21 protein-coding genes are annotated in these 25,199 nt (G+C 74.4%); 14 read left to right on the top strand and 7 right to left on the bottom strand.

Going from position 1 to position 25,199, the window contains the following annotated elements:
* Positions 1-166: 166 nt before the first annotated feature.
* The 11 genes from WA788_RS33405 to WA788_RS33355 all read left to right on the top strand — a co-directional run bounded on the left by WA788_RS33405 (position 167) and on the right by WA788_RS33355 (position 12,978).
* A complete protein-coding gene (locus WA788_RS33405; RefSeq protein ID WP_335984017.1) occupies positions 167-970 on the top strand; it encodes a hypothetical protein in 804 nt (267 codons plus the stop codon).
* A 55-nt stretch (positions 971-1,025) separates the two neighbouring features.
* Positions 1,026-2,897, top strand: coding sequence for a hypothetical protein (locus tag WA788_RS33400; protein ID WP_335984014.1), 1,872 nt, complete (start codon positions 1,026-1,028; stop codon positions 2,895-2,897).
* Entirely contained in the window at positions 2,894-3,628 is a 735-nt protein-coding gene (locus tag WA788_RS33395; protein ID WP_335984012.1) for a TauD/TfdA family dioxygenase, read from the top strand. Before WA788_RS33400 ends, WA788_RS33395 begins: the two co-directional genes overlap by 4 nt.
* Before the next feature lie 33 nt (positions 3,629-3,661).
* Positions 3,662-4,702, top strand: coding sequence for an NDP-sugar synthase (locus WA788_RS33390; protein ID WP_335984010.1), 1,041 nt, complete (start codon positions 3,662-3,664; stop codon positions 4,700-4,702).
* Positions 4,703-4,734: 32 nt separating this feature from the next.
* Positions 4,735-5,676: an LLM class flavin-dependent oxidoreductase gene (locus tag WA788_RS33385; RefSeq protein ID WP_335984008.1), complete on the top strand. Its 942-nt coding sequence runs from the start codon at positions 4,735-4,737 to the stop codon at positions 5,674-5,676.
* Positions 5,676-6,410, top strand: a complete 735-nt coding sequence (locus WA788_RS33380) for a TauD/TfdA family dioxygenase (RefSeq protein ID WP_335984006.1) — start codon at positions 5,676-5,678, stop codon at positions 6,408-6,410. The genes WA788_RS33385 and WA788_RS33380 overlap by 1 nt, the downstream gene beginning before the upstream one ends.
* Positions 6,411-6,571: 161 nt before the next feature.
* Entirely contained in the window at positions 6,572-8,470 is a 1,899-nt protein-coding gene (locus tag WA788_RS33375; RefSeq protein ID WP_335984004.1) for a transketolase-like TK C-terminal-containing protein, read from the top strand.
* Complete coding sequence (locus WA788_RS33370; protein ID WP_335984002.1) at positions 8,467-9,612, top strand: 3-dehydroquinate synthase; 1,146 nt, start codon at positions 8,467-8,469, stop codon at positions 9,610-9,612. The genes WA788_RS33375 and WA788_RS33370 overlap by 4 nt, the downstream gene beginning before the upstream one ends.
* Positions 9,609-10,691, top strand: a complete 1,083-nt coding sequence (locus tag WA788_RS33365; RefSeq protein ID WP_335984000.1) for a BadF/BadG/BcrA/BcrD ATPase family protein — start codon at positions 9,609-9,611, stop codon at positions 10,689-10,691. Before WA788_RS33370 ends, WA788_RS33365 begins: the two co-directional genes overlap by 4 nt.
* A 203-nt stretch (positions 10,692-10,894) precedes the next feature.
* Positions 10,895-11,623: an inositol monophosphatase family protein gene (locus tag WA788_RS33360; protein WP_335983998.1), complete on the top strand. Its 729-nt coding sequence runs from the start codon at positions 10,895-10,897 to the stop codon at positions 11,621-11,623.
* Positions 11,620-12,978 carry a hypothetical protein gene (locus WA788_RS33355; RefSeq protein ID WP_335983996.1) on the top strand — a complete coding sequence of 453 codons (1,359 nt, stop codon included), beginning with the start codon at positions 11,620-11,622 and terminating at the stop codon, positions 12,976-12,978. Before WA788_RS33360 ends, WA788_RS33355 begins: the two co-directional genes overlap by 4 nt.
* Before the next feature lie 45 nt (positions 12,979-13,023).
* On the opposite strand, the gene WA788_RS33350 is transcribed toward WA788_RS33355, so the two are convergent.
* From WA788_RS33350 to WA788_RS33320, 7 genes are all read right to left on the bottom strand, one after another.
* Positions 13,024-13,578: an NUDIX hydrolase gene (locus WA788_RS33350; RefSeq protein ID WP_335983994.1), complete on the bottom strand. Its 555-nt coding sequence runs from the start codon at positions 13,576-13,578 to the stop codon at positions 13,024-13,026.
* Positions 13,579-13,680: 102 nt separating this feature from the next.
* The gene (gene rraA / locus WA788_RS33345) at positions 13,681-14,163 is read right to left on the bottom strand and encodes a ribonuclease E activity regulator RraA (RefSeq protein WP_335983992.1); all 483 of its coding nucleotides are present in this window, start codon (positions 14,161-14,163) and stop codon (positions 13,681-13,683) included.
* A 105-nt stretch (positions 14,164-14,268) separates the two neighbouring features.
* A complete protein-coding gene (locus WA788_RS33340; protein WP_335983991.1) occupies positions 14,269-15,996 on the bottom strand; it encodes a thiamine pyrophosphate-binding protein in 1,728 nt (575 codons plus the stop codon).
* Positions 15,993-16,742, bottom strand: a complete 750-nt coding sequence (locus tag WA788_RS33335; RefSeq protein WP_335983989.1) for an SDR family oxidoreductase — start codon at positions 16,740-16,742, stop codon at positions 15,993-15,995. The genes WA788_RS33340 and WA788_RS33335 overlap by 4 nt, the downstream gene beginning before the upstream one ends.
* 115 nt (positions 16,743-16,857) lie before the next feature.
* The gene (locus WA788_RS33330) at positions 16,858-18,030 is read right to left on the bottom strand and encodes an ABC transporter ATP-binding protein (protein ID WP_335983987.1); all 1,173 of its coding nucleotides are present in this window, start codon (positions 18,028-18,030) and stop codon (positions 16,858-16,860) included.
* Positions 18,027-19,784, bottom strand: a complete 1,758-nt coding sequence (locus tag WA788_RS33325; protein WP_335983985.1) for an ABC transporter permease — start codon at positions 19,782-19,784, stop codon at positions 18,027-18,029. Before WA788_RS33325 ends, WA788_RS33330 begins: the two co-directional genes overlap by 4 nt.
* Positions 19,781-20,917 (bottom strand): ABC transporter substrate-binding protein, encoded by a 1,137-nt coding sequence (locus WA788_RS33320; protein WP_335983983.1) that lies wholly within the window; start codon positions 20,915-20,917, stop codon positions 19,781-19,783. The genes WA788_RS33325 and WA788_RS33320 overlap by 4 nt, the downstream gene beginning before the upstream one ends.
* A 397-nt stretch (positions 20,918-21,314) precedes the next feature.
* Between WA788_RS33320 and WA788_RS33315 the strand changes: the two genes are divergently transcribed.
* The 3 genes from WA788_RS33315 (at position 21,315) to WA788_RS33305 (ending at position 25,158) form a co-directional block, all read left to right on the top strand.
* Positions 21,315-22,691, top strand: a complete 1,377-nt coding sequence (locus WA788_RS33315) for a CapA family protein (RefSeq protein ID WP_335983981.1) — start codon at positions 21,315-21,317, stop codon at positions 22,689-22,691.
* Between the two features lie 126 nt (positions 22,692-22,817).
* Positions 22,818-23,861, top strand: coding sequence for a LysR family transcriptional regulator (locus tag WA788_RS33310; RefSeq protein ID WP_335983979.1), 1,044 nt, complete (start codon positions 22,818-22,820; stop codon positions 23,859-23,861).
* A gap of 418 nt (positions 23,862-24,279) precedes the next feature.
* The gene (locus tag WA788_RS33305; protein WP_335983977.1) at positions 24,280-25,158 is read left to right on the top strand and encodes an ABC transporter permease; all 879 of its coding nucleotides are present in this window, start codon (positions 24,280-24,282) and stop codon (positions 25,156-25,158) included.
* Positions 25,159-25,199: the final 41 nt, after the last annotated feature.

The following is a 25,199-nucleotide window of genomic DNA, read 5'->3' as shown; positions in this document are numbered from 1 at the left end:
CGGGGCGCCCTGGCAGCATCGAAACGCACGCCTCCCGGCGCGCGGACTGCGGCCCGATTCTCCCACGCGCGGCCGCGCCGCCCCCGGCTCCGGCCGGATTCGGGAGGGCGCGCATCCCCATCCGACTCATCCGATCGACGGCAGCGGAGGTCTCACCATGGGCGCCTTGAGGCGGTTCGGAGCCGGTCGGTTGCCCCGCGGGCTGCGCCGGGGAGCCGACGACATCCTGCACGGCCGGCGGCTGGAGACGTACGGGATCTTCGGCCTGAGCACCACGCTCACCGCGCTGGGCCTGTTCGACGTCGTCGGAACGCGCGTCGTGCAGAGCATGGTGCTGGCGACGGTGGCGTTCCTCGTGCTGCACACCGAACCGGCGCCGGCCCGGCTCCCGGTGGACGAAGTGCTCCAGGACCGCACCTCCTTCACGCAGTTCGGGGTGCTGCTGCGCGACGCCCGCGACATCCGCGTGTACGGGCCGACGGCCGTCAACGTCGTCGTCAACACCGCGGAGATCCGGCGCGAGGTGCTCCAGCGCGGCGGCACCTTCAGGATCGTCGTGCAGTCGCCCGAGCCCGGCCAACTCGCGCGGACCGCGGCGCAGTTGGACACCAGCCTCGATCTCGGCCAGACCCTCCAGTCGACGCTGGGCGGTCTGCGCAGGCTCGCGGGCGCCGCGGGGTTCGACTACCGGCTGCTGGACTTCAATCCGGGGTTCAGCCTGATCGTGGTCGACGCCCAGTCCCCCGACGGCTACCTGATCGTCGAGACGCACGGCTTCCGCGACGACAGCATCGCCGAGCGCATGCACATCACGATCCACCGCCGCGACTCGCCGAGGTGGTTCGACTACTGGTCCGGGCGCTTCGACGCGATCTGGGAGGCGGCGGTGCCCGAGCAGGTCCGACCGGCGGACCCGGCCCCGGCCCCCGGCGCCGGCCAGGACCCGGCCGGCCGTTCGCCCCTCCACTGACCGGGCCGCCCCGGCACCGACGACATCCCCCGCGGCGCGGGAGAGGAGCCCACCCATGTCCCCGCTCGACGACATCGTCCGCCCGCTGGCGGCGCTGGGACCGGCCGAGGTGACCTGCTGGACCGGCGCCGGCGTGTCGCTGGACGCCCCGTCCTGCCTGCCGGCGGCGGAGGCACTGACCCGGCGGGCCTTCGCGCTGTACTTCGACAGCGGCCCGGACACCGACAGCTTCGGCACCGTGATGGCCCATCACCGCTCGCTCGGCTGGACGGCCCCGCAGATCTGCGACCGGTCCGCGGGCGCGGCCCGCCCCGGGACGGCACGGCTGCCGCGGCTGGAGACCGTGCTCGGCGTCGCCGACCGCGTCCTGGGCGACGACCACCGGGCGCTGCGCCTGCTGGCCGATCTGCGGACGGCTCCGCCCAACCGGCTGCACCGCTTCTTCGCCCACCACCTGCGGGCCGGCGGCAGGCACGTCACCGCCAACTTCGACGACTGCGTCGAGCGCGCCCACGAGGGCGCCTTCGCCGCGCCGCCCGGACCGGGACGGCTGCTGCACTTCCACGGCTCGGTACGCGACGACCCCCGTCTGGGCACACTGGGCGCCACGCTCGCCCGGATCGAGGCCGGCTTCGCCGCGGACGAGGCACGGCGGCTGACCCGGGCGCTGAGGCGGGCCCCGGCCGTGGTCGTCGCGGGTTACAGCGGCAGCGACTTCTTCGACGTCGACGACCTGCTCGCCGCCCTCCCCGCGGACGCCCTGCGGGGGCAGCGGGTGACATGGGTCAACCACGGTGTGCACACCGACCGCGGGGCGGACTGGCACCAGGTGCCGCGCGGTCGGCAGCCTGCCATGGCCGGGCTGCTGCGGGCCGCCGGCGCGGAGGTGGCGGTGGTCTGCGGACCGACCGCCGACTTCTTCGCGGCGCTCGCCGCGGCCTGGTCGCTGCCGGCCCTGGCCGCGCCCGGCCGCCGGACGACGTGGTGCCCCGACGTGCCGGTCTCGCACGCCGAGCGGATCGCCGCGCGGCTGGCCCTGTACCGGGCGCTCGGCCTGGTCGGCGAGGTCGGGGCCATGCTCGCCGAGGAGGCCACGCACTTCGCGGTGCCACCCGCGCAGGCGCGGTGGGCGCTCTCCGAACTGCTGTGGGAGAAGGGCCGTTGGGGAGAACTGCGGCGGGTCTGGTCGCGGGGCGCGCTGCCCGCGGGCATCGACCCCGTGCACCGGGCCGAGCGCATCGGGGCCTGCCTGTGGGTGCAGGGCCGGCTGCTCCCCGCGTACGTCTGGCTGCACCGGCACCGCCGCGGGGCAGCAGCGCCCGCCGCGGCCCGCGTGCTGATGGAGACCGAGGGCAGGGTGCTGGAGCACATGGCCCTCGTCCCCGGCATGAAGCTCCTGAGCCGGCTGCTGACACCGGGGTTCCTGCGCGCCCTTCAGGCGCACCTGCCCGACAGCGACGTCCATCTGCGGCGCAGGCTGCTGGACGTGTCGAGCAGCCTGCGGGCGCTCGCGGCCGGCGCACCGAGGCGGGACGACCGGGCCGACGGGGACCGCACGTGGTTCGCCGAGACCGGCAACCTGCTCGGCTGGCTCAACTACCACCACCGCCTGCTGCGGGACACCTACGCGCCCGACCGCCCCGACGGCGAGCTCGGGCAGGACTACCGCCGGGCGGCGGCGATGTACGCGTCCGTCGGTTCCGTCGCCGGCGCGGTCCGCGCCCGGCTGCTCCCGGGAGCGGAGCGCGTCTTCACCGTCCCGGAGTACCTCGGCGGGCTGATCGCCCTCCAGTACGGGTGGTTCCACCGGTTCAGGCTGGCCATCCGGTTCGTCCCCCTGCGCGTCCTGCACCTGCTGCGGGCGGCGCGCCGTGCGCGCACCGCCCGCCGCGACCACCACCGCACGAGTGAACGGAGTGGAGAATGACCGTACCGGTGATCTCGATCAGCCTGGCCGACGGCCCCGCGGGGGAGCTCGACCTCGGCCGGGTGCGCGCGTCGCTCGCGCGAGAGGGGTACGCCTACGTCAGGGACGTGCCCGAGGACTTCGACTACGTCGGCCAGCTGAGCCGGCTCGGGGCGCCCGCCGCCCAGTTCGACGGGGCCATCGTGCGCGAGGTGCGGCCGGAGCCGACCGTGGACAACACCGTCTTCTCCGCGTCCAACACCCGCGAACTCATGCCGCACACCGAGTGGTTCGAGTACCCGGGCCACCCGCCGCGCTACGTGGCCCTGTGGTGCGTGCGGCAGACCGAGGGCCCGGGCGGGGAGACCACGCTGGCGGACGCCTACTCCTTCGTGCGGACCCTCACCGCGCGGGACCGCGAGCACCTGCTGTCCTCGGTCTACCCGTGGCAGCCCAGCGCGGTGCTGCGCAAGCTCGGCATCGACTTCCACGCCGACCACCCGCTGCTGGAACGACACGGCGGCGACGTCATCGTGCGCTTCCCCTGCGACGACCGGTGCGCGCGCTTCGACGACCTGATGGAGCGCTTCCTGACCGCGGGCCGGGAGTACTTCGCGGCCCACCACGTCGCGGTCAAGATCGAGGAGCGGGCCGTCCTGGTGTGGGACAACTGGCGCATGATGCACGCCCGCAACGCCTTCACCGACGAGGTGCGGCACCTGCGGCGGCTCCTCGTCTCCGCCACCGTGTAGCCCGGCCGACCGCACCCGTGGAGGCAGGTTCGGATGAAAGCGCTCATACTCGCCAACGGACGCGCCGACCGTCTCGGCCCGCTGTCCCTGGCCGCCCCGAAAGCACTGCTGCCCGTCGCCAACCGGCCCGTGATCTGGTACGTCATCCAGAGTCTGCGCGAGGCGGGCGTCGAGGAGATCGCCGTCACGGTCGGCCCGCGGACCCGGGCCATCGCCGAGTTCGTCGAGCCCCTGGGCGGTCCGGCCTGCCCGGTGCGCTGCCTGTGGGAGCGCCGGCGCACCGGGACCGGCGGCGCGCTGCGCGACCACCTCGGCTACATGGAGGGCGAGCCGATCGTGGTGGTGCCCGCGGACATCATCGCGGGGGTCGACATCCGGGCCCTGGTGCGGCAGCACCTCGCGCACCCGGCGTCCGTCACGGTGGCGGTGGCCCGGCAGGACCCGGCCCGGTGGGACGGCGACTTCCTGGTCACCGACGGCCCGGTGGTGACGGAGTACCTCTTCAAACCCGGCGCCGGCGCTCCGACCACCCTCGGCTCGACCGGTGCGTGGGTGGTGCGCCCCGACGTCGTCCCCCTGATCCCCCGCACGGGCTTCTGCGACTTCTCCGCGCAGGTCCTGCCGGGCCTGCCGGGCGCGGGCAGGTCGTTGGGCGCCTACGACGCGGGGGTGGTCTACCAGCGCGACGTCGGTGTCCCCCAGCGCTACTGGCAGGGCAACATCGAGGCGGTCAGCGGGAGTTCCCCGGCCAGCCGCTACCTGCCCGGGCCGAGCCCGGCCGCACCGCGCGGCGGAGCCACCGTCGTGCGCGGGCCGGTGCTGATCGCCCCCGACGTCACCGCCCACCCCAGCGCGCGGATCTACGGCCCGGCGGTCCTCGGGCGGGGCGCGGTGATCGGCGCGCACACCTCCATCGTCTCCTCCGTGGTCCTGCCGGGCGCGGAGGTCCCCCCGTACAGCCTGCTGTCGGGCTCGGTGTTCGGTACGGCCCACCATCTCGACGGCGCGCTGCTGCGGCCCGACACGGCCGGCCGGGCGGACCGGCTCGTCGGCGCGGCGGGCGGAGCACGATGACACCGCGGGTCTCGAAGGAGGAGGGAGCCGGCATGGAGCTCTTCGTCAGTATGGAGGCCCACCGCGCGACGTACGAGCAGCAGCTCGCGGTGGCCCGGGCCGCCGAACGCCTCGGTTTCGGCGGGGTGTTCCGCTCCGACCACTTCCTGGGCTGGGCGCCCGGCGCCTCGCCCGGCAGCCCCACGGAGGTGTGGACGACGCTCGCGGGGCTGAGCCGTGAGACCCGGCGGGTCCGCCTGGGCAGCCTGCTCAGCGCGGCCCCTTTCCGGTCGCCCGCGCTCCTGGCCACGGTGGTGGCGCAACTGGACGAGATGAGCGGCGGCCGGGTGGAACTGGGCCTGGGGGCAGGCTGGTTCGCGCGCGAGCACCACGCGATGGGCGTGCCCTTCCGCTCCCCGGCCGAGCGGTTCGCCGCGCTGGAGGAGCAGCTCGCGATCATCCGCGGGCTGTGGGAGGCAAGTGCGCAGCGGCCGTTCGGCTTCGCCGGAGCGCACCACCGCCTCCAGGCGAACCCCGGGCCGCGGACCGGGTCTGGCCGTCCCCGGCCGCGGATCACCGTCGGCGGCCGGGGACGGGTCCGCACACCGCGGATCGCCGCGCGCTTCGCGGACGAGCACAACCTGGCCAGGCCCTCGCCGGAGGCGGCCGCCGCCGCGATCGCGCGCGGCAGGGCGGAGTGCCGGGCGATCGGGCGCGATCCGGCGTCCCTGCGGCACTCGGCGCTGCTGCGGGTGTGCTGCGGCGCCACCGAGGACCAGGCGCGCGAGCGCGCAGCACGGGCGGGCGCGGGCCGGGCGCCCGGCACCGTGACGGGCACGCCGTCCCAGGTGGTCGCGGAACTCGCCGGCTACGCGGCCCTCGGCGTGAGCCGCGTCTACTGCCAACTGGTCGACCTCGCCGACCTGGCCCATCTGGAACTGCTCGCGAGCGCGGTCCTCCCGGAGGTGGAAGCGATGACCGGACCGAGGGCGTGATGCCGCGCCTCGTCAGCACCCTGGACCAGCGGGCCTTTGGGGGCCTGGAACTCGACGTGGACCGGGTCCGCGCGGCCCTGGCGGCCACCGGGCACGTGTACCTGCGGCGCGTCCCCGACGGCTTCGACCACGTCGCCCAGCTGACCCGGCTGGGGCCGGCCGTCCCGCAGTTCGACGGCGTGGTGGTGCGGGACGTCCGACCGGACCCGGCGGTGGACAACAGCGTGTACCTGCCGTCCAACACCCGCGAACTGCGGGCCCACACCGAGTGGTTCGAGTTCCCGGGGCCCCCTCCGCGCTACCAGGCGCTGTGGTGCGTGACGCAGGCCGAAGGGCCGGGCGGGGAGACCACCCTTGCCGACTCCTACGACTTCGTCGCGGGCCTGCCGCCGGAACAGCTCGCGCGGCTGCGCGCCAGGTCCTACACCTGGACGCCGACCGCGGCGCTCGCCCGCTCCGGGGTCAGCTACCGGTGCCGCCATCCGCTCGTGGAGGACCGGCACGGGGCCCTGGTGGTCCGGTTCCCCTGCGACGACCGCTGCCGCGACTACGACGCGCTGATGGCCGGCTATCTCGCGGCGGGCCGGCGCTACTTCGCCGAGCACCGCCTCGCCGTGCGGATCGAGGAGAGCGGCGTCCTGGTCTGGGACAACTGGCGCATGATGCACGCCCGCAACGCCTTCACCGACCGCAGGCGCCACCTGCGCCGGCTCCTCATGGCGGACCGGCGGTGAACGCCGGCCGCCGCCCGCACCGGGGGCGGCGCGCTCCGGCCGGCACCCTGCTCCCCGCACCGGACACCGCGCGGGGCCGCGCGCGGTGCGCACACGCACTCAACGGAACCGACCGCGTCCCGGCCTGCGGGCAGGGGCGGACCCTCGTGAGGAGAGCCGCAATGACCCACGTACCGCGTCCCGTTCCGACGACGGACGAACTGCGCACCGTAGCCGCCGGCATCCGGGCCTTCGTCCTCGCCGCCAACAAGCACCCGGGCGGCAGTTCCTCGGCGGTGGAGGCCGTCACCGCGCTGTACTTCTCCGGCGCCACGACGCTCGGCCCCGGCAGCGGCGAGGAGGGCGACCGGCTGGTGTACTCCAAGGGCCACGCGGTCGCCCCCTGGTACGCCGCGCTGTGGGCCCTGGGCGCGGTCCCGGGCATGTCCTGGCAGGAGCTGGCCGGCTTCGGGCAGGTCGGCCACCGCCTCGGCCGTATGCCGCGCCGCGGCCAGCTGCCCGGCGTGCACATGAGCACCGGCGCCCTGGGGCAGGGGCTCAGCTTCGGCGCGGGGCTCGCCCTGGCCGACCGGCGCGGCAACCTGGGCCGCCGCACCTTCGTCCTGCTCGGCGACGGCGAGTGCACCGAGGGGCAGGTGTGGGAGGCGGCCATGACCGCCGCCGCGCTCGGCCTGCGCAACCTGGTCGCGCTGGTGGACGCGAACGGGTCCGGGAGCGTCATCCGGCTGCCCGCGGACGACTGGGCCGCCCGCTGGTCGGGTTTCGGCTGGCGTACCAGGGAGGTGGACGGCCACGACGTCGCGGCCGTGACCGAGCACCTGCGGGAGGCCCCGGCCGACCGGCCGACGGCCCTGATCCTGCACACGGTCAAGGGCCGGGGCCTCGCGGCGGAGGTGGAGGGCGGCAACACGCTCGGCGCGGAGGCCGCCCCCCGGCACCTCCCCGACCTCGACACCGGCCGGCTGCTGGACCGCGCGCTCGCGGTGGTCGACACGTACACCGCGGCCGCCGCCGCGCGGCGGACGGCGCCGGCCCCCACCGCGCCGGCGCCGGCGTGCCGCCCCGCGTGGGCCGACGGCCCCGCGCTGCTGCGCCGGGTCGCCGAGACGCCGGTCGGCCGGGCGCCGGTGGCCAAGAAGACCTTGGGCCCCGAGCTGGCCGACGCTCTGGCCGGGTTGCCGCTGCTGTGGATGGCCCCCGACGCGATCCGCAACTCGGGGCTGCTGCCCCGCATGGCGAGCACCGGCTCCTGGAGCTGGCAGAACCGCGCATCCGACGTGCTCCAGTGCGCGATCGCCGAGCAGGACGCGGCCTCGCTGGCCGGCGGCGCCGCCGGCGCCGGGCTGCGCCCCGTGCTGTTCTCGATGGAGGGCTTCTACTGGCGCATGCTCGACCAGATCCGGGAGTCGATCGTCTTCCCGCAGCTGCCGGTGCTGCTGGTGGGGACCTCCGGCGGCCTGGGCGACCCGCTGGGGCCGATGGTCCAGTCCGACGGCTGCCTGGCCGCCCTCGGCGCCCTGCCCGGCCTGGAGATGTTCGAGGCGGCGGACGTCAACACGGCGAAGTACCTCGCCGTGCAGGCGCTCGCCGACGGCCGGCCCGCCTACCTGCGGCTGCCGCACGAGGCGGTGCCCGTGCGCCACACCTTCGCCGAACTGGGCGCGGCCCCGCTCCAGGACGGTGTGCTGACCCTGCGCGACCACCCCAGCCCCGACCTGGTCGTGCTCACGGCCGGGGCGATGCGCGAGGCCGCGGTGCGGGCCGCCGACCTGCTCACCGAGGAGCGGCACCGCGCCGTGCGCGTCGTCGAGGTCGTCAGCACCACCAGGTTCGCCCGCCTGGCCGCCGCCGGACGGGAGCGCCACCTGCCACCGGGCACCGCGGCCGCCTGCGTCCACAACGCGCCTTCGACGGTCCTCGGCCGCTTCCTGCCCCCCGGCGGCCTGGCGCTGGGCGCCGACGGGTACGGCGCGGCCGGCTGGCCGCAGGAGGCGCTGTACGAGGCCGCGGGGCTGACCGCCCGGGCCGTGGCCGACCGTATCGCCAAGGAGTTGCTGTGACCGCCACCGCCTCGCGCCTGGAGGTCGCGCACGGCGCGGACGGCGGGTTCGACGTGACCGCACGCCGCGCCGACCGCTACCGCATCCACCTGGAGAACGGGCTGACGGACCGTCTCGCCGACCACCTGCGGGAGTTGGTGGCGGCGCTCGACGCCCACCGCATCGTGCTGACCATGGACACCGTGGTCGCGGCGCACCACCTGTCCTCGGTGTCCGCCGTGCTGGCCCGGGTCGGGGTGCCCTTCGACGTGGTGCTGGTCGCCGAGGGCGAGGCCACCAAGTCGCAGTCGGGCCTCCAGGGCCTGTGGCGCTCGCTCCAGCGGGTGAAGGCGACGCGGCGCACCCTCGTGCTGGGCGTCGGCGGGGGCATGGTGTGCGACCTCACCACGGCCGCGGCGGCGACGTACATGCGCGGGGTGCCGTACGCGCTGGTGCCCACGACGCTGCTGGCCCAGGTCGACGCGGCGATCGGCGGGAAGGGCGGGATCAACTACGACGGGACGAAGAACCTGGTCGGCGCCTTCCAGCACCCGGCGGCGGTCTTCGTCGACCCCGAGCTGATCCGCACCCTCCCCGACCAGCACATCCGCAACGGCCTGGCCGAGGTGGTCAAGGTGGCGCTGATCGCCGACCCCGGACTCTTCGCCGTCCTGGAGCGGTCCGTGGGGCGCGGGGCCGCCACCTGGCCGTGGGACGCGATCATCCGGGCCGCGATCACCGCGAAGCTGCTCCTGCTGGCTCCCGATCCGTTCGAACAGGCCGACCTGCGCCGGCTGCTCAACCTCGGCCACTGCGTGGGGCACCCCTACGAGGCAGCCGCGGGGTTCCGCGTCCTGCACGGTGAGGCGGTGGCCGCGGGGCTGGCCGTGGCCACCGCCCTGAGCCTGCACGGCGGCCACTGCACCCGCGGCGACCACGACCGCATCCTGGCCGTGCTGTCCGGGCACCGGCTGCCCACCACCGTCCCCGCACCCCTGCGGGCGGACGTCTGGGACGCGTTGGAGGCGGTGCGCCGCGTACGCAACGGGCACCTGCACCTGGTGGTCCCGGCCGCGCCGGGGCACTGCACCGTGGTCGACGAGGTGACCCGGGAGGCGTTCGACCGGGCGCTGCGCCACCTCGACCGCCGGTGCCGGCCATGACGGCGCCGGACGGCGAGTGGGTCCTGCTGGAAGGCGGCGGCAGCAGGACCTGGGCGGCGCTGTCCCGCGACGGCCGTGAACGCGCGGCGGCCGAGGGCTCCTCGACCAATCCCCGCTCGGTCGGGGCGGGCCCCGCCCTGGACGGCCTCGGCACGCTGCTCGCCGCGCTGCGGCCCGCCGTGGCCGTGCCGGGCGGGTCGGTGCGGGGGGTGGTCGCGGCGCACGGCGCGGCGTCCACCGCCGTCTGCGCCCGGCAGTTCGCCTCCCTGGTCCGGCACGCCTGCGAACTCGCGGGCCTGGGGGCGGCGCCGGTCCTGGTGACCAACGACATCGCCCCGCTGCTGCTCGCGGACGGCCCCGCCGCAGCCGTGTGCGCCGTGGTGGCCGGCACCGGGACGGGCTTCGCGGCGGGCAACGGGCAGCGGTGGGCGCGGGCCTCGGGGCTGGAGTGGCTGCTCGGCGACGAAGGCGGCGGCTACGACCTGGCGGTGTCTGGGCTGCGCGCGGCGGTGCGCGCCGTGGACGGCCGGGGCCCGCGCACCGCGCTCACCGGGGCCGCGCGCGAGTGGTGCGGGCGAGCGGGCGGGCCGCGGGCGGACGCGCCGCTGGGCGAGGCCCTCTTCGCGGCGGTGCACGCGGCCCGTTCCAAGGCCGAGGTCGCCGACTTCGCCCCGTACGTCCTGCGGTGGGCGCAGGACGGCGACCACGTCGCGGCCGCTCTCGTCGAGGCGGCGGCCGAGGAGTTGTCCGCCGGCGTCCTGGCCGTCACCCGGGCCGCCGGCATCGGCCCGGGGACCCCGTACGGCCTGGTGCTCGCCGGCTCGCTGCTGACCGCCGCCGAGGGGCTGCGCGGCCGGCTGCTGGACCGCCTCGCGGCCCGCGCCCCGTGGACGTCCGTGCGCTGCCACACCGCCGGCGACAACCTCGCGGCGCTGCTGCGGCTGGCCGGCGTCTGGCGAGACCGCCCGGACGTGCTGGCGCGGCTGGCGGGCGCGCTGCCCACCCATGTCGACGCGGCACCGCGCGGGCCGTCCGCCCGCGCCGGGGGGCTGCCCGCCGGCGGCAGCGGGGGCGCGTGATGGCCGGGGCGCGGTCCGGGGCGGGCAGTGCTGGCGGTGCGGGCGGTGCGGGCAGTGCGGGCGGTGCGGGCCGGGCCGTCCCACCGGTACCGGGACCGGCGGGGGGCGGCCTCGACCCGGGGCTCGACGCGCTGTTCGGCAGTGCGCTGGACCGCTGCCGCCTCGCGGTCCGGGAGTTCCGGCGCGCTCCCACCCCGGCCCGGGTGAAGACGAACGTGTACGGCAGGCCGGAGCCGGTCTGCGATCTCGACCTGCGGCTCCAGGCGATCCTGGAGGACGCCGCGCGCCGCGCCCGGCCCGCCAGGAGGGTCGTCGCGGAGGAGAACCGGCTGCGGCTGGGCGCCGTACCGGACCGCTGCTTCCTGATCGATCCGCTGGACGGGACGGTGCCCTTCCTGCACGGCTCGGCCACCTATTCCATCGCCATCTGCCAGGTCGACGCGGGCCGCCCCGCGCAGTCCCTGGTCGACCTGCCCGGCTACGGGCTGCGGTTGGCCGCGGCCCCCGGTGTGCTGCGCGTCAGCGGCTCCCCGCAGGCACTCCCCTGGTACGGGCCGCGTGCCGTGCTGACCGGGCCCGGGCGCTCGGGGCCGCTCCAGGCCCTGCTGGAGCGGACCGCGCCGGGCCGCTACACGGTCCGTGAAGTACCCACCACCAGCGTGAAACTGGTGCTGGTGGCGCTGGGCCGGGCCGCGGCCGCCGTCCGGCTCCCCGCGCCGGGCAGTCCTGCCGTGGCCCCCTGGGACCATGCGGCCGCCGCGATGGTCCTGCACGCGGCCGGGGGCCGGTTCGCGGGCGCCGCCGGAAAGCGGCCGGCCCCCGCCCGCCCCACCACGCTCACCGGGTGGCTGGCCACGGCTCCCGGCTGCGCGCCCCCACTGGGCATCGGCGCCCTGCTGGTGCCCCGGACCGGAAGGCGGACACCTCGATGACGTCACAGCCCACCACGACCGACGGATGGCGGGGCCTGCCGGGGCCCGGCTGGAGCGAACGCGAGGTGCTCGCCGTCCTGCACGGCGTCCTTCCCGCCCTCCTCTCAGGACAGGACCGGGGCGCGGACGTACTCGTCGGCCACGACGGCCGGGCCGGCTCCCGCGAACTGGCCGGGCTCGCCGCGGACTGGCTCGCCGGGCGCGGCACGTCCTGCCGGCTGGCCACCGGACCGGCGCCCACGCCCGCGCTGGGGCGCATGGTGCACGAGGACGGCGGGCTGGCGGCGGCGGTCGTCATGACCGCCAGCCACAACCCGCCGGGATTCTTCGGGCTGAAGGTCCGCGACAGCGCCGGGTACGGCGTCGTGTGGCCGCCGGCCGCGGTGGAGGCGGGCGCCGCGCCGGAGCCCGCCGGGGTCGCGGTGCGCGCGCACCGCGCCGTCGACGCGGCCGCCGCGTACGCGCGGGGGGCGGTGGGGCGCGCGCTGCTCGCCGGCACCCGGCGCTTCGGCGGCCGGCTGGTGGTCGACGCCGCCCACGGCGCGGTCGGCGCCCTCGCACCGCACCTGCCGGGGCTCGCCTTCCACCGGGCACGGCCGCTGCCGTTCTTCGCCGGCGCCACCCCGGACCCGACGCTGCGTCAGCAGGCCGAAGCCGTCGCGGAGCGCGTGCTCGCCGGCCTGCCCGACGCCGGCCGCGGCCTGGTGGCCATGGTGGACGGCGACGGGGACCGGCTGGCGCTGTTCACCCGCCGGTCACGGTTCATCGGCAGTGCCGAGCAGGCGGCGCTGCTCCTGCGGGCCGGCCTGCCGGCCCGCAGGCTGATCACCACCGCCGTCGCCCCACTGATGGTGGCCCGGGCGGTGGCGGCGGACCGGCCGGACGTCGAGGTCACCGAGACCGCGGTCGGCTTCAAGCACATCGTGGCGGCCTGGCGGAGCGACCCCCGGCCCGCCGTGGGGCTCGAGCCCAACGGGGCCCTGGTGTGGCCGGGCCCCGACAGCGCCGGATACTTCGAACGCGACAGCCTCGCCGCGCTCGGCACGCTCCTCGACGCCTTCCCCGCCGTCGCGGACCTGGACGACGCGGTCGCCGCGCTGCGCGGCGACCACCCCTACCGGCAGGACATCCATACCGTCGCGCTGGAGCCGGAGGAGGTCGTCGCCCGCGTCGCGCGGCTGCTGCCGGGCTGGCATGCCGCCGCCGTCGAGGACCGCTGGGTGTTCGGTGACGGCGGGCACGGCCGGATCACCGTGCGCCGCGCGGCCACCGAACCGCGCACCCGGCTGTACGTCGAGGCCGAGCCGGCCGTCGGCGCCCGTCTGCCGGCCGCACTCCGACCGGCACGGAACTGACCGGCACGGCACGGAACTACCGGCGCCCACGGAACTGGCTGGCGTTCAGGGCGCGGGGACCAGCAGGCCCGCGGCGAACAGGCCCGCGAGCCCCATGTCGGCGTCGGTCAGCTCGCCGGTCAGCACGTGCCGCACGTACTCCTCGACCGGCAGGGTGACCGGCTCGATGAACTCCGCCGCGTCCAGAGCGGGTTCGCCCACCTTGCGGCAGTCCCACGCCACCACCGCGTGGCGCAGGTGGGTGGCGTAGGAGGCGAGGTAGGTCTTCATGACGACCTCGACCCGCCCCGCCCGGTAGCCGGTCTCCTCCAGCAGTTCGCGGGCGGCGGCGGCCGCGACGTCCTCACCGGGCTCCACGATGCCGCCGGGCAGCTCGTCGAGGACGCGCCCCGGTCCCGGGCGGAACTGCCGTGCGAGCACGCCCCGCCGGTCGTCGGTGAGGGCCACCACGGCCACGGTGCGCGGCCCGCAGAGGATGTCCCACTGGTCCTGCCGGCCGTCGGGGTAGCGGTAGGTACGGCTGCGCACTTTCAGGAATCCGGCCGCCTTCGGGCTCTCGCGCACGAGTTCCCAGTCCAGGCCCGGAGGTTGGTCGTCCACGGCCGGGAGTCTATCGGGGGCGGCCGGTGCGGGTGCCGCCGTTCCGCGCGCCGCGGGCCGGGCCGGACCGGACCGGGCCGGGGATCGTGGCCCCTCGGCGCGCTACGGGGCCGCGGGCACCACCACGATGCCGTCCGGGTCCGCGTGCAGGACGTCCCCGTCGCGGAAGACGGCACCGCCGAACGCGACGGGCTCGCCGGTGCGGCCGGTGCCCTGCTTTCCGCTGCGCCGGGGGTTCGTGCCCAGCGCCATCACACCGATGTCGAGGGCGCCCAGCCGTTCGGCGTCCCGGACGGCTCCGTTGACGACGATGCCCGCCCAGCCGTTCTCCGCGCCGAGCCCGGCCATGTTGTCGCCGAGCAGCGCGCATCCGAGGTGGCCGCCGCCGTCCACGACGAGCACCCGCCCGGCGCCCGGCCCCGACAGGGCCTCACGCACCAGGACGTTGTCGCCCAGGCAGCGCACGGTGCGCACCGGCCCGGTGAACCTCTGCCGGCCCCCGAAGAGGCGCAGTTGCGTGGAACAGGTGCGGGCGGCGTCCCCCAGTTCGTCGCACACGTCCGCTGTGGACCGGTCGTCACTCATGTTCGCTTCCTTTCCTTGTCCGGGCCGGCGTGACGGGTTCGGGTCGCGCCGCCGCCGAGGGGTGGAGGGGGGCCGGGCGCCGGGGAGGGGGCGCCCGGCCCGCGGTCAGTGTCCGGGGCCGGCGGACCCGCGGTCGGCGGTCCCGGCAGGCTTCCCGGGCAGCCGCATGTGCCTGCTGAGGACGGTCCGCGCCGTCCTGATCTCCACGAGGGCGAGCCCTGTGCCGAGAGCGGCCTCGGCGGCGGCGCCGGCTGCGGCACGGTCGTCGACCACCCAGGCCCGCGCGCCGAGGGACCGGGCCAGGTCGGCGAGGTCGGGCGGCGGCACGAGCGCGAGGTCCGCGCCGTCACCGTCCCAGCGCAGCCGCTGGTACTCGGTGCCGAGGGCCTGGTCGTTGAGGACGAACACGGTCAGGTCGACGCCGGCCCGCCGTGCGGTGTCGAGTTCCTGGGCGTGCATCATGAACGCCGCGTCCCCCTCGAAGACCACCACCTTGCGGCCGGGCCGTCCGCGGGCCGCGCCGATGGCGGTGGTCATGGCCTGCCCGATGGACCCGAAGCCCTGGGCGGGGAGGAACAGCCCGTCGGCGGGGACGTCGAGGAAGGCGGAGGCGAAGCCGGAGCAGTGCCCGTTGCCGACCACGACGGCCGCGTCGCGCGGGATCAGTGCGCTGATGTCGCCGAGCACGGCTCGGGGGTCGACGGTGCCGGGCGGCAGGTCGGGCGCGTAGTCGTCGAGGTCCTCCCGCCAGCAGTCGGCGGAGCTGCCCACCGGGGTGAACCAGGGTGTGCGCGGCCGGGCCGTGGTGGTGAGGGCGTCGGCCACCTCGGCCAGGACGGTCTCGGCGTCGCCGGTCACCGCGGCGCCGAGGGCGGGCGAGGCGTGCAGGCCGCCTGGTGCTTCGCGGGTCAAACGCAGCACGGTCGCGTCCGCGAACAGTGTCCGGGACTGCGTGGTGCTGCGGCCCATGCTCGCCCCTGCGGCGAGCACCAGGTCGGCGTCCCGCAGGACGCGTTCGGCCGCGGGGTGCGAGAGGCCGCCGGCGATGCCCAGGTCGAGCCGGTGGCCGTCGAACAGGCCCTTGGCGGGGAGCGTGGTGGCCAGGCCCGCGCCGAGGTGGTCGGCGATGGCCCGCAGGGAGTGCGCGGCTTGGTTCATGGCGCCCCGGCCCGCGATCAGGACCGGCCGCCGCGCCTCCTGGAGCAGGTCGAGCAGCGTGCGCGCTGCGGCGGGGTCGGCCGGCGCAGGGTCTGCCGGTAGGCCCGCTGCGGCGCGCGGGGTGCGGCCGGCGCCGGCCGGCGGCGGCCCGGTGAAGTGGTCGGCCGCGACGGCCAGGACGACGGGCCCCGAGCGGGACTCCGCGAGTGCCATCACCTCGTCGACGACCGCTGCGGGGTCCTCGTCGGCGGCGAGGCGGCGGTAGGGGGCCTCGCAGGCGGTGGCGAAGGCCTCCTGGCCGTACTTCTGCGCCCCGGCGTATCCGGCGGGTGTCTCGGCTGTGATCAGGACGACCGGTGAGTGGTTGCGGGCGGCCACGACCAGGGAGGTCGCCACGTGCGTGAGGCCGGGGCCGTGCGTGACGGAGCAGACGCCGACGCTGCCGGAGGTCCACGCGTACCCCTCGGCCATCGCCACGGCCGCGCTCTCGTGCCGCACTTCCACGATGTCCACGCCTGCCGTGTCCAAGGCGAGGAACAGGGCCATGTTGCCGTCACCCATGAGTCCGAACACGACCGGGCAGCCGTGCCGGGCGACCGCTTCTGCCACCGCTCGGGCGCGGGTTGCCGGCTCCCGCCGGACGCCCGGGGCGGCGTGGTCGACGACGCTGTTCAAAACTGGTACCTCCGCAGTCCGCCGTCCACGGGAATGACCGTGCCGGTGATGTAGGCCGCGCCCGGCGAGGCGAGGAAGGCGGCGAGCCGGCCGATGTCCTCGGGGTGTCCGTAGGACCCGACGGGGATCTCCTTCACGTGCTCCGCCCGGTCGGCGTCGGTGTAGTTCCTGAGCATCTGTTCGCTCAGGATGCGGCCGGGCGCCAGGGAGTTGACCGTGATCCCGTCGGGGCCCAGCTCCCGGGAGAGGCCCTTCGCCCAGGCGTGTGCGGCGGCCTTGGCGCAGAACTCCCCGCTGACCCTGGGTGGTTCGGACTTGCCCGTGACGTTGATGACGCGGCCCCAGCCCGCCGCGCGCATGCCGGGCAGGAAGAGTGTGGTGAGCCTGCGCATCGACTCGAAGTTGAGGTTCATGGCGGCGGCCCACTCGTCGTCGGACGCCGTCAGGCCGGAAGGGCGCCTGCCGCCGGCGCTGTTGGCGAGGATGGACACCGGCCCGAGCGCCTCCTCGGCCTGGGCTGCCGCGGCGCGTCTGCCGGCCTCCTCGGTGATGTCGGCCTGCACGACGACGGGCCGGTGCGGGCCCTGCGCGGCCAGTTCGTCGGCGAGTTCGGCGAGCCGGTCCGCCCGCCGGGCCACGAGCGCCACGCGTGCTCCCTCCCGTGCGAGACACGTGGCGATGCCCCGGCCGATGCCGGCGCTCGCGCCGGTGACGACGGCGGTCCGGCGCTCCAGTTGAAGGTCCACGGAGATTCCCTTTCTGGTGGTGCCCCGGCGTCCGCGGCCATCCCACGCGCTCGGCCGCGTTCGGCCACGTGCGCAGGTGGGCGGGTCGTTGACGCCGGGACGTCGCAAAAGTGCCTCAGTCGGTCTCGTGCGGCTGCCAGGCGGGCGGCGTCTCGTCCGGCCCCTCGTGGAGGCGTGCGACGACGCGGTCCCCCGGGCGGAGGTCGCGTACGGCCCGGGGGATCTCCACGATGAAGGTGGCGTCGCCGCTGACGCAGGTGGCCTCGGTCCGGTTGCCGAGGAACTCCACGAGCTGGACCGTGGCCTCGATGCCGTCCTCGGCGGCGGACGCGTCGCGCGGCGCCGGAGCGAGGGTGAGTGACTCCGGGCGGACCAGCACGTCGATCTGGTCACCCACCGAGGCCCTGCGCCCGTCGGCGGGCGGCGCCACCGGCAGCACGGGCCGGCCCGCCGCCGTCGTCAGCGCGGCCGCGGTCGTCGTGCCGTGTGCCACGATCTCGGCGGGCAGGACGTTGACCGGTCCCAGTGCCTCGGCGACGAACCGGTTCACGGGTGCCGCGTAGAGGTCGGCGGGCGCTCCGGCCTGCTGGGCGGTGCCGTTGCGCATCACCACGACGCGGTCGGACAGCGCGAGCGCCTCGGTCCGGTCGTGGGTGACGTAGAGCATGGTCAGGCCGAGCCGGCGCTGGAGGGTGTGGATCTCCGTGCGCATCCGTACCCGCAGTTCGGTGTCCAGGTTGCTCAGCGGCTCGTCCAGGAGCAGCAGTTCGGAGCGGGTGACCAGGCCGCGCGCCAGGACGACGCGCTGCTGCTGTCCGCCGCTGAGGCTGGTGGCGGAGCGGGAACCGTAGCCGTCCAGGCCCACGATGGCCAGCATCTCGTGGGTGCGCTCGGCGATCTCGTCCCTGGGCAGTTTCTGGGCGCGCAGGCCGTAGGCGACGTTCTGGAAGACCGTCATGTGCGGCCAGAGCGCGTAGGACTGGAAGACCATGTTGACCGAGCGCCGCTCCGGACGCACGTGGCTGCGCCCGTCGGCGACCGTGCGTCCGCCGAGGGTGATGCGTCCGTCGGTGATGCGGTGCAGGCCCGCGACGCAGCGCAGGGTGGTGGTCTTGCCGCAGCCGCTCGGCCCCAGGAGGGTCACGAACTCGCCCGGCTCGATGCGCAGGTCGACGCCGTCGACCACCCGGTTCCTGCCGTGGTGGGCGACGATCCGCCGGGCGTCGAGGACCGCGTCCCGGTCGTGGGCGGTGGCGTCGGGCGCCGGTGCCTGTCCGAGGGCCGTCATCGCTTCCTCCTGTCTGCGCGTTCCGCGCGGTCCGCCCGGAAGACGGCCCGCAGGACGCCCATGCCGAGGAACATCAGTGCGAGTTGGAGCAGGCCGACCGCCGCGGCTTTGGTGAGGGCGCTGCTGGAGTAGTTCCAGGCGACGACGGAGAGCACTTGGGTGTGGGGCGAGTAGAGGGCCACCGCGACGTTCAGTTCCCGGATGGCGAGAACGAAGATGAGGACGAACGCGCTGTAGAGCGACGGCCGGATGAGGGGCAGCAGGACGGACCACACGGTGCGCACCCGGGACGCGCCGGAGACCTGGGACGCCTCCTCCAGGGACGGGTCGAGCTGGTGGACCCCGTTGGAGACCAGCCGCACCGCGTGGGTGAGGCAGACCGCGACCATGCCGATGCCGATGAGCGGCAGCGACGCGTACAGCGGGGTGCGGATCAGCAGCAGGAGCAGGCCGGTGCCCATGACGAGGCCGGGGATGGCCATCGGGGCCGTCGCCACGTAGGACAGGGCGCCGGCGGTGGGCAGCCGCAGCCGGTCGGAGAGGTAGACGACGATCACGCCGAGGGCGATGGAGACCACGGGGACGCCGATGGCGAGCAGCACCGTGTTGACGGTGGCCGAGCGGACCTCCGCGGTGTCCAGTGCGTCCCACAGCGTCGAGAACGACAGGTGGATGTCGCCGAAGGACGCCGGCAGGAAGTTCGACATCGACATGACCACGATCGCCGCGAGGGGCAGCAGGAACGTGACGGCCGTGTACAGGCCGGTCAGTACCCACACCGCGGTCGCCGTGAGCCGCGACGGGACGGTCCGGGTGCTGAGGTGCCCGCGTCCGGAGACGGAGACGAAGCGCTCACCGTTGCGCAGGGTGCGCTGGTAGAGGAACAGTCCGGCCAGGCAGACGACCATGAGTTCCGCGCTGACCGCGGCCGCCAGGGGCAGGTTCTGGCTGGCGCTGTAGAGGGCGTTGTAGACCGTCACCGACAGCGGTTCGAACGAGCCCTGCTGGCCGAGGATGGTCGGGACCGAGAACTCGCCCACGGCGAGGATGCCGACGAACAGCACCGACGACAGCAGCGAGGCGCGCAGCACCGGGAGCATGACGCGCAACGTCGTGTAGAGGGGCCCGCGGCCGCACAGTTGCGACGCCTCCAGCATGCGGGTGTCGATGCGCCGCATGGCCGCGGAGACGAAGAGGTAGGCGTAGGGGACGTACTGGACGACCATGACGAAGACCATGCCGCCGGTCGACAGGGCGTCGGGCTGGAGTTGGTCCGGGACGCCGACGGCGCCGAGGAACCGGTTGATCACCCCTGTCTGCGGTGCCGCGAGCCATACCCAGGCCACCGCGGTGACGAAGGGCGAGATGTACAGCGTGCCCATGCACAGCGTCTCGCGCAGCCGTTCGCCCCTCATGTCCAGCCGGACCGTCGACCAGGCCAGCGCGGTGGCGACGGCTGTCGCCACGGCGCCGATGACCAGGGCGAACAGCACCGACCTGGCCAGCAGCCAGAGCATCGAGCCGGTGGCGAAGACGTCCTTGACCGCCGTCAGGGAGAAGCCGTCGTCGAAGGTGATCGGGTCGTTGGAGACGGCGCAGACGAGGACGTACACCGCCGGTCCGACCACGAGGAGGGCGAGGATCAGCCAGGTCGCGACGAGCAGCGCGTGGTGGCGGTGGTCGCGGTCCTCGGGCGCCTGCCGTCCGCTGGCGCCGGCCACTCGGGCCGGTCCCATGTTCTGCAGCACGCTCATGACGACCCCCGGATGCTCTGCTTCCACTGGGCGACGAAGTCGGCCAGGCCCTTGCCGGTGAGCGTGGGATCGGTCTGCCAGTCCAGCCAGACCTCTTCGGGCCTGCGGTACCAGGGAAGTTCCGTCGCGAAGTCCCGGTCGTCGCTCCAGCCCGCCATCACGGAACTGCCTCCGGTGGCCCGCGTCATGGCCTCCTGTCCGCCGTGGGACTGCGCCCACTCGGCGAAGAGGCGGGCGGCCGCGGGGTGGGGGGCCTCGGCGGCGATCCCCTGGTAGAAGAGGGTGGCGTTCATCGGTGACGTCGAGGCGAACCGTACGGGTGCGCCGGACAGGGCGAGGGGTCCGAAGATCGAGTCGTCGCCGAAGATGGTGGCGCTGTAGGCGCCGGCCGAGATCTCCTGGGAGATGGTCTGGATGCTGGTGGCGACGGCGGGTTTCTGCCGGCCCAGTTTCCGCAGGTAGTCCCAGCCGTAGCGGTCCGGAAGGTGCTTGACGAGGTTGGCGTAGTACGCCATGCCCGACCCGCCGACCGACGGATCGATCAGGACGATCTTCCCCTTGAGGGCGGGGTCCAGCAGCCCCTGGTAGGGGTCCTTCGCCAGCAGCTTCTGGGTGCTTTCCGGCACCGTCCTGGTGTTCCACGCGATGGCGCCGGTGGACTCGTACAGCGGGTACGCGTAGCCGGGCACCGTGCGGTCGGCCGGATACTCGTCCGCCGCCTGCGGGCGGTACCTGGCGAACGACCCGTCGTCGACGAACCCGTGGACCTGGTCCAGGTTGCTCGTTTCAAAGATGTCCGCCTGCACTTTTCCGGCGGCGATCTCGGTCTTGTACGTCGTGGCCAGCGGACCGCTCGCCTGCCGGAACACGTCGACCTTTATCCCGTATTCTCCGGTGAAGCTCTTGGTCCACTCCAGAATTTCCGACGAGACGATCGGAGTGAAGATGGTGAGGGTGCCCTCGGCTTTCGCCGCCCGCGCCAACGTGTCGAGTGAACCGTTCGTCGACTGTTTTGCGGCCCATGCTCTCGATTCCGCCGACAGGTGGGTTCCGCAGCCCGCCACGAGGAGTGACGCCATTCCTGCGAACAGCACGCCCTGTCGTGCACGCCCGAAGATCGTGCGGTTCTTCATGCCATGTGCGCCTTCCGGTCACGTGCATGCACAGCACCGGTGACCGTTTCGGCCCCGATGCCGGATCGTGTGAAGCCGGCGCCCCTGACGCGCCGACGTGACGGCACACTCAACCCTCGCGGTATGCGCAACGTCAACACATGTGCTGCTTACCCGGGCGAGAAGAACGCCTTATCGGTGTGCCGGCGGGCCTTACCCGTGCCGGGCGATAAGCGCGGGCGTACGGGCCGATAAGGATCTTTCGCGTTGACGGCCGCCGCGGTTCGCCGCCTATCCTCCCGGTGTTGCATCCATGTACGGGCCGCATTGTTCGGCTCGCGGCAGTCTGCTTCGTCCGCGAGAGCCACCGGGCGAACGAGACGCGAAAGCGAGTAACCGCATGCCCAAGGAAAACCCCATGTCCATCACCCTCGCGGGCGAGTGCATGGTGACACGTCCTTTCTCCGTCTTCGACGAACCGGGATTCGTCGGCGTACTGGACCGGCTGCGTTCGGCCGATCTCACCTACGCGCACGTGGAGACCAACTTCGGCAGGTTCTCCGAGGTGCAGGCTCCTTCCCGGGGCGACCAGATAGGCAGCTACTTCCTGACCGATCCGCGCGTCGCGGGCGACCTGCGGTGGGCCGGCGTGGACATCGCCTCCCTGGCCAACAACCACAGCATGGACTTCGGCGCCGCCGGCCTGCTGGCCACGGCCCGGCACTGCGCGGACGCGGGCATCGCGCACGCCGGAACCGGCCGGGACCTGGAGGAGGCGCGCGAGCCGTCATACCTGGAGACGAGGCACGGCAGGGTCGCGCTGGTCTCGGTCAGCTCCGGCAACAAGGCGCACGAGTGGGCGAGCCCGCCCAAGGCGACGCTCCCGGGCCGGCCCGGGGTCAACTCGCTGCGGCCGATCATGCGCTACCTCGTGGACGAGGACGCCGTCACCCAGCTGAAGGACATCGGCCGCCGGCTCGGCATCCTGCGGGAGACACGCAGCGGGGTCGAGGGCAGCAGCGGACTGCTCACGCACGCCGAGGACGGCGAGTTCAGCCTCGCCATGCCCAACGACCAGTCCACCACCGGCTCGAACATCTTCACGCCCTCGGACCACTTCGAGGTGGTCTCCAGCGCCAACAAGTGGGACACGGCGGGGAACCTGCGCGCGGTCGCGGAGGCCGCCACCATGGCCGACCTCGTGATGGTCGCCCACCACTTCAGCGTGTCCGAGGGAGCCCGCGGCAACACCCCGCCCCGCTTCGTACGGGACTTCGCGCACGCGTGCATCGACGAGGGGGCCGACATCTTCGTCGGGCACGGCTGGCACAAGACGCTCGGCATCGAGATCTACAAGGGCAAGCCGATCATCTACGGCATCGGCAACTTCTTCGCCCAGTCCGAGTTCGTCCGCCGGGTGCCCTTCGACGGCTACGAGAGCTGGGGCCACGACGTCGAGCGGCTGGGCACCCTGACGCCGGCGACGCACCCGCTGCACCCCGGGCTCACCCAGGGCAGCGAGACCTGGTGGAGCTCGGCCGTGCTCAGCGTCGAGATGGCGCAGGGCGAGCTGCGCGGGCTGCGGCTGCATCCGGTGGAGCTCGGCCGGGAGGTGAGCAGGACGGCCTCCCTGCGCCGGTCGGTGGGCAGCGGGAAGCACCCGCTCACCGACGGACGGCCCTTCACGGCCACCGGTGCGGACGCCGAGCGCGTCCTGGAGCGCTACCAGCGGCTCTCGGCGGACTTCGGCACGGACATCACCGTCAAGGACGGAGTCGGTTCGCTCACGCTCTGACGGCACCGAACGGGCCGGGGCGGGCCGGCCGGGGGCGGGCCGCGCGCTCCCGTCCGGTCCGGCCCCGCTGAAAACTCATGGTCACACGGGTGTGCGCGGCATCGGGCGGTCGTTATAGTCCGGATCATGCAGCCCGTGCCATCCTCCGCCGAGACGGGCCCCACCGCGCCCGTCACGAGTTCCCCGGATGCGCAGCACCTCATGCACAGTCTCACCTTCGAGCAGCTCCACACCCTGCGGACCATCGCGGGCGTCGGCTCCTTCCACGAGGCGGCGAAGATCCTCTGCCTCACCCAGCCGGCGATCTCGCAGCGCGTCAAGAACCTGGAGCGCACCATCGGTGCCGCCGTGTTCGAGCGCCACTCCGGTGTCGGTGTGACCCTCACGCCGGTCGGGGAGACCGTCCTCGACTTCTGCGACCGGTCGATCCGGCATCTCGACGAGTTCTCCGCGCAGCTCGAGGCTCTGCACAAGCCGCCGCGGGAGGCGGAGTTGGGGATCGTCGCCCCCTCCGACCTCATCCAGTACGTGCTCATCCCGGCGCTGCCCAACTTCCAGCGGCTCCATCCCGAACTGGCGGTACGGCTGCGCCAGTCCAGTGACCGCAGGGACTCGGCCGGACTGCTGGCCGGCGGCAAGGCCGACCTGGCCTTCGACCGGTCGCCCGCCCACACGTCACTGACCCCGCTGGCCCGAATGACCGAGGAACTGCACCTGGTGGTCCCCGCGGGCCACGACCTGCTGCGGCTGCCCCCGGCGCAACGGCCCGCCGCCGTCTCGTCGTTCCCCTTCGCGACCTACGCCCCCGGCATGCGCTCCTACGACCTGGTCCGGCGGTGGGCGGAGCGGGCGGGAGCGGCCGTCGCGCCCCAGGTCGAGTCCCGCAGCGTGCAGGTGATGAAGGAGTCCGTGCTGCGGCACGGCATGATCGCCCTGCTTCCCGTCACCGCGGTGACCGAGGAGGTGGCGGCGGGGTCCCTGTGCCTCGCGGAGGTCCCCGGTCTGCCCCTGCTGCGCTCGACCGTCGTCGCGACACGGCCGGACAAGGCGCACGACCCCCGGATTCGGCTGTTCGTCGAGGAACTGGCGCAGCTCCACGCGGAGGACGCCGCCGGCGCCTCCCGCGGCATCACCTGGGTGCTGGCGGAGGAACAGCAGCCCGCAGTGTGACGAGGCGCGCCGATCCGCCCGCGGGGCCCGGTTCACCTCGCAACTCGCGTACGGAGGAACGATGTTGGGCGTCGGCAGCGGCACACACGTCCTGGGCATGTCACGCACGGACCTGTATAGTCCCGACGCATGACGACGACGAACCTGGTGCGACGACTGGTCATCGACCTGTGCCGCTGCCCCGTCGTGTGTTGTCGCTGACCTCCCGCCCCTGAGGCGTAGCGCCCGCTTCGAGGCGCCGCCGGTCCGGGGTGTTCCGGCACCGCGCCACGCGGTCCTTCCTTGCCCCGTCGTACGCCTGGCCGCCTCGCGGCGCGTACCGCCCCTTCCTGCCCGGCCGCGGTGACTGCCGGCCGGTCCCCTCCGCGGCGGGCCGGCCGCCGCGGCCTGGCCCTGTCCGGTCCCCTGGAGGCCGACGATGCCCACCGCACCGCCTGTTCCGGAAACCGGCTCCAGCCGGCCCCCGCAGTCCACGTCACCCTTGCGCCGCCGCCGCGGCGCCCGGGCCGGCCGGGCGCTGCTCGTACGGCTCGGGCTGCCACTGCTGTCGCTCGTGTTGTTCCTCGTGCTGTGGCAGGTGGCCGCGGCCAGCGGACGGTGGAGCGACATCCTGGTCCCTTCACCGGCCAAGGTGTGGGACGCGTTCATCGACGTGTCCACCACGCACGACGGCGTACGCGGCTACAACGGCACGCTGCTCATCGACCACCTGGTCATCAGCCTGCGGAGGATCGGCATCGGCGCGGGCAGCGGCATCCTGCTCGGCGTGCTGTTCGGCCTGCTGATGGGGAGCGTCGGGTGGGTACGCGCGCTCTTCGAGCCGTGGGTCACCTTCCTGCGGACGCTGCCGCCGCTGGCGTACTTCTCGCTGCTCATCGTGTGGCTGGGCATCAACGAGCAGCCGAAGATCACCCTGCTGGCGGTGGCGGCGTTCCCGCCGGTGGCCGTCTCCACCACGACCGCGGTGGCCGCGGTCCCGGGCAGCCTCGTCGAAGCGGCCCGGGCGATGGGCGCGTCACGGTGGGAGGTCGTCCGGGACATCGTGATCCCCTCGGCGCTGCCGGAGACCTTCACCGGTATCCGGCTGGCCGTCGGCGTCGCGTACTCGTCGCTGGTGGCGGCCGAGTTGGTGAACGGGCTGCCCGGCATCGGCGGCATGGTCAAGGACGCCGCCAACTACAACAACACCCCCGTGGTGATCGTCGGCATCTTCGTCATCGGCATCTCGGGCCTGGTCATCGACGGTCTGCTGCTGTGGCTGGAGCGTACGGCGCTGCCGTGGCGCGGCCGCAGCTAGGGCCTGTCGTTTGGATCTCCGCGGCGTCGCGTCGCCCGGCA

This window comes from Streptomyces sp. CA2R106 (assembly GCF_037034245.1).
Classification (GTDB): Bacteria; Actinomycetota; Actinomycetes; order Streptomycetales; family Streptomycetaceae; genus Actinacidiphila.
This window is presented reverse-complemented; position numbering and strand designations above follow the sequence as displayed.

Bases quoted from the DNA above. Each gene is read 5' to 3' on its own strand.
- WA788_RS33325 (WP_335983985.1), bottom strand. From the start codon at position 19,784: ATGAGCGTGCTGCAGAACATGGGACCGGCCCGAGTGGCCGGCGCCAGC.
- WA788_RS33385 (WP_335984008.1), top strand. From the start codon at position 4,735: ATGGAGCTCTTCGTCAGTATGGAGGCCCACCGCGCGACGTACGAGCAG.
- WA788_RS33365 (WP_335984000.1), top strand. From the start codon at position 9,609: ATGACGGCGCCGGACGGCGAGTGGGTCCTGCTGGAAGGCGGCGGCAGC.
- WA788_RS33380 (WP_335984006.1), top strand. From the start codon at position 5,676: ATGCCGCGCCTCGTCAGCACCCTGGACCAGCGGGCCTTTGGGGGCCTG.
- WA788_RS33400 (WP_335984014.1), top strand. From the start codon at position 1,026: ATGTCCCCGCTCGACGACATCGTCCGCCCGCTGGCGGCGCTGGGACCG.
- rraA (WP_335983992.1), bottom strand. From the start codon at position 14,163: ATGAGTGACGACCGGTCCACAGCGGACGTGTGCGACGAACTGGGGGAC.
- WA788_RS33330 (WP_335983987.1), bottom strand. From the start codon at position 18,030: ATGACGGCCCTCGGACAGGCACCGGCGCCCGACGCCACCGCCCACGAC.
- WA788_RS33310 (WP_335983979.1), top strand. From the start codon at position 22,818: ATGCAGCCCGTGCCATCCTCCGCCGAGACGGGCCCCACCGCGCCCGTC.
- WA788_RS33390 (WP_335984010.1), top strand. From the start codon at position 3,662: ATGAAAGCGCTCATACTCGCCAACGGACGCGCCGACCGTCTCGGCCCG.
- WA788_RS33320 (WP_335983983.1), bottom strand. From the start codon at position 20,917: ATGAAGAACCGCACGATCTTCGGGCGTGCACGACAGGGCGTGCTGTTC.
- WA788_RS33395 (WP_335984012.1), top strand. From the start codon at position 2,894: ATGACCGTACCGGTGATCTCGATCAGCCTGGCCGACGGCCCCGCGGGG.
- WA788_RS33315 (WP_335983981.1), top strand. From the start codon at position 21,315: ATGTCCATCACCCTCGCGGGCGAGTGCATGGTGACACGTCCTTTCTCC.
- WA788_RS33375 (WP_335984004.1), top strand. From the start codon at position 6,572: ATGACCCACGTACCGCGTCCCGTTCCGACGACGGACGAACTGCGCACC.
- WA788_RS33305 (WP_335983977.1), top strand. From the start codon at position 24,280: ATGCCCACCGCACCGCCTGTTCCGGAAACCGGCTCCAGCCGGCCCCCG.
- WA788_RS33355 (WP_335983996.1), top strand. From the start codon at position 11,620: ATGACGTCACAGCCCACCACGACCGACGGATGGCGGGGCCTGCCGGGG.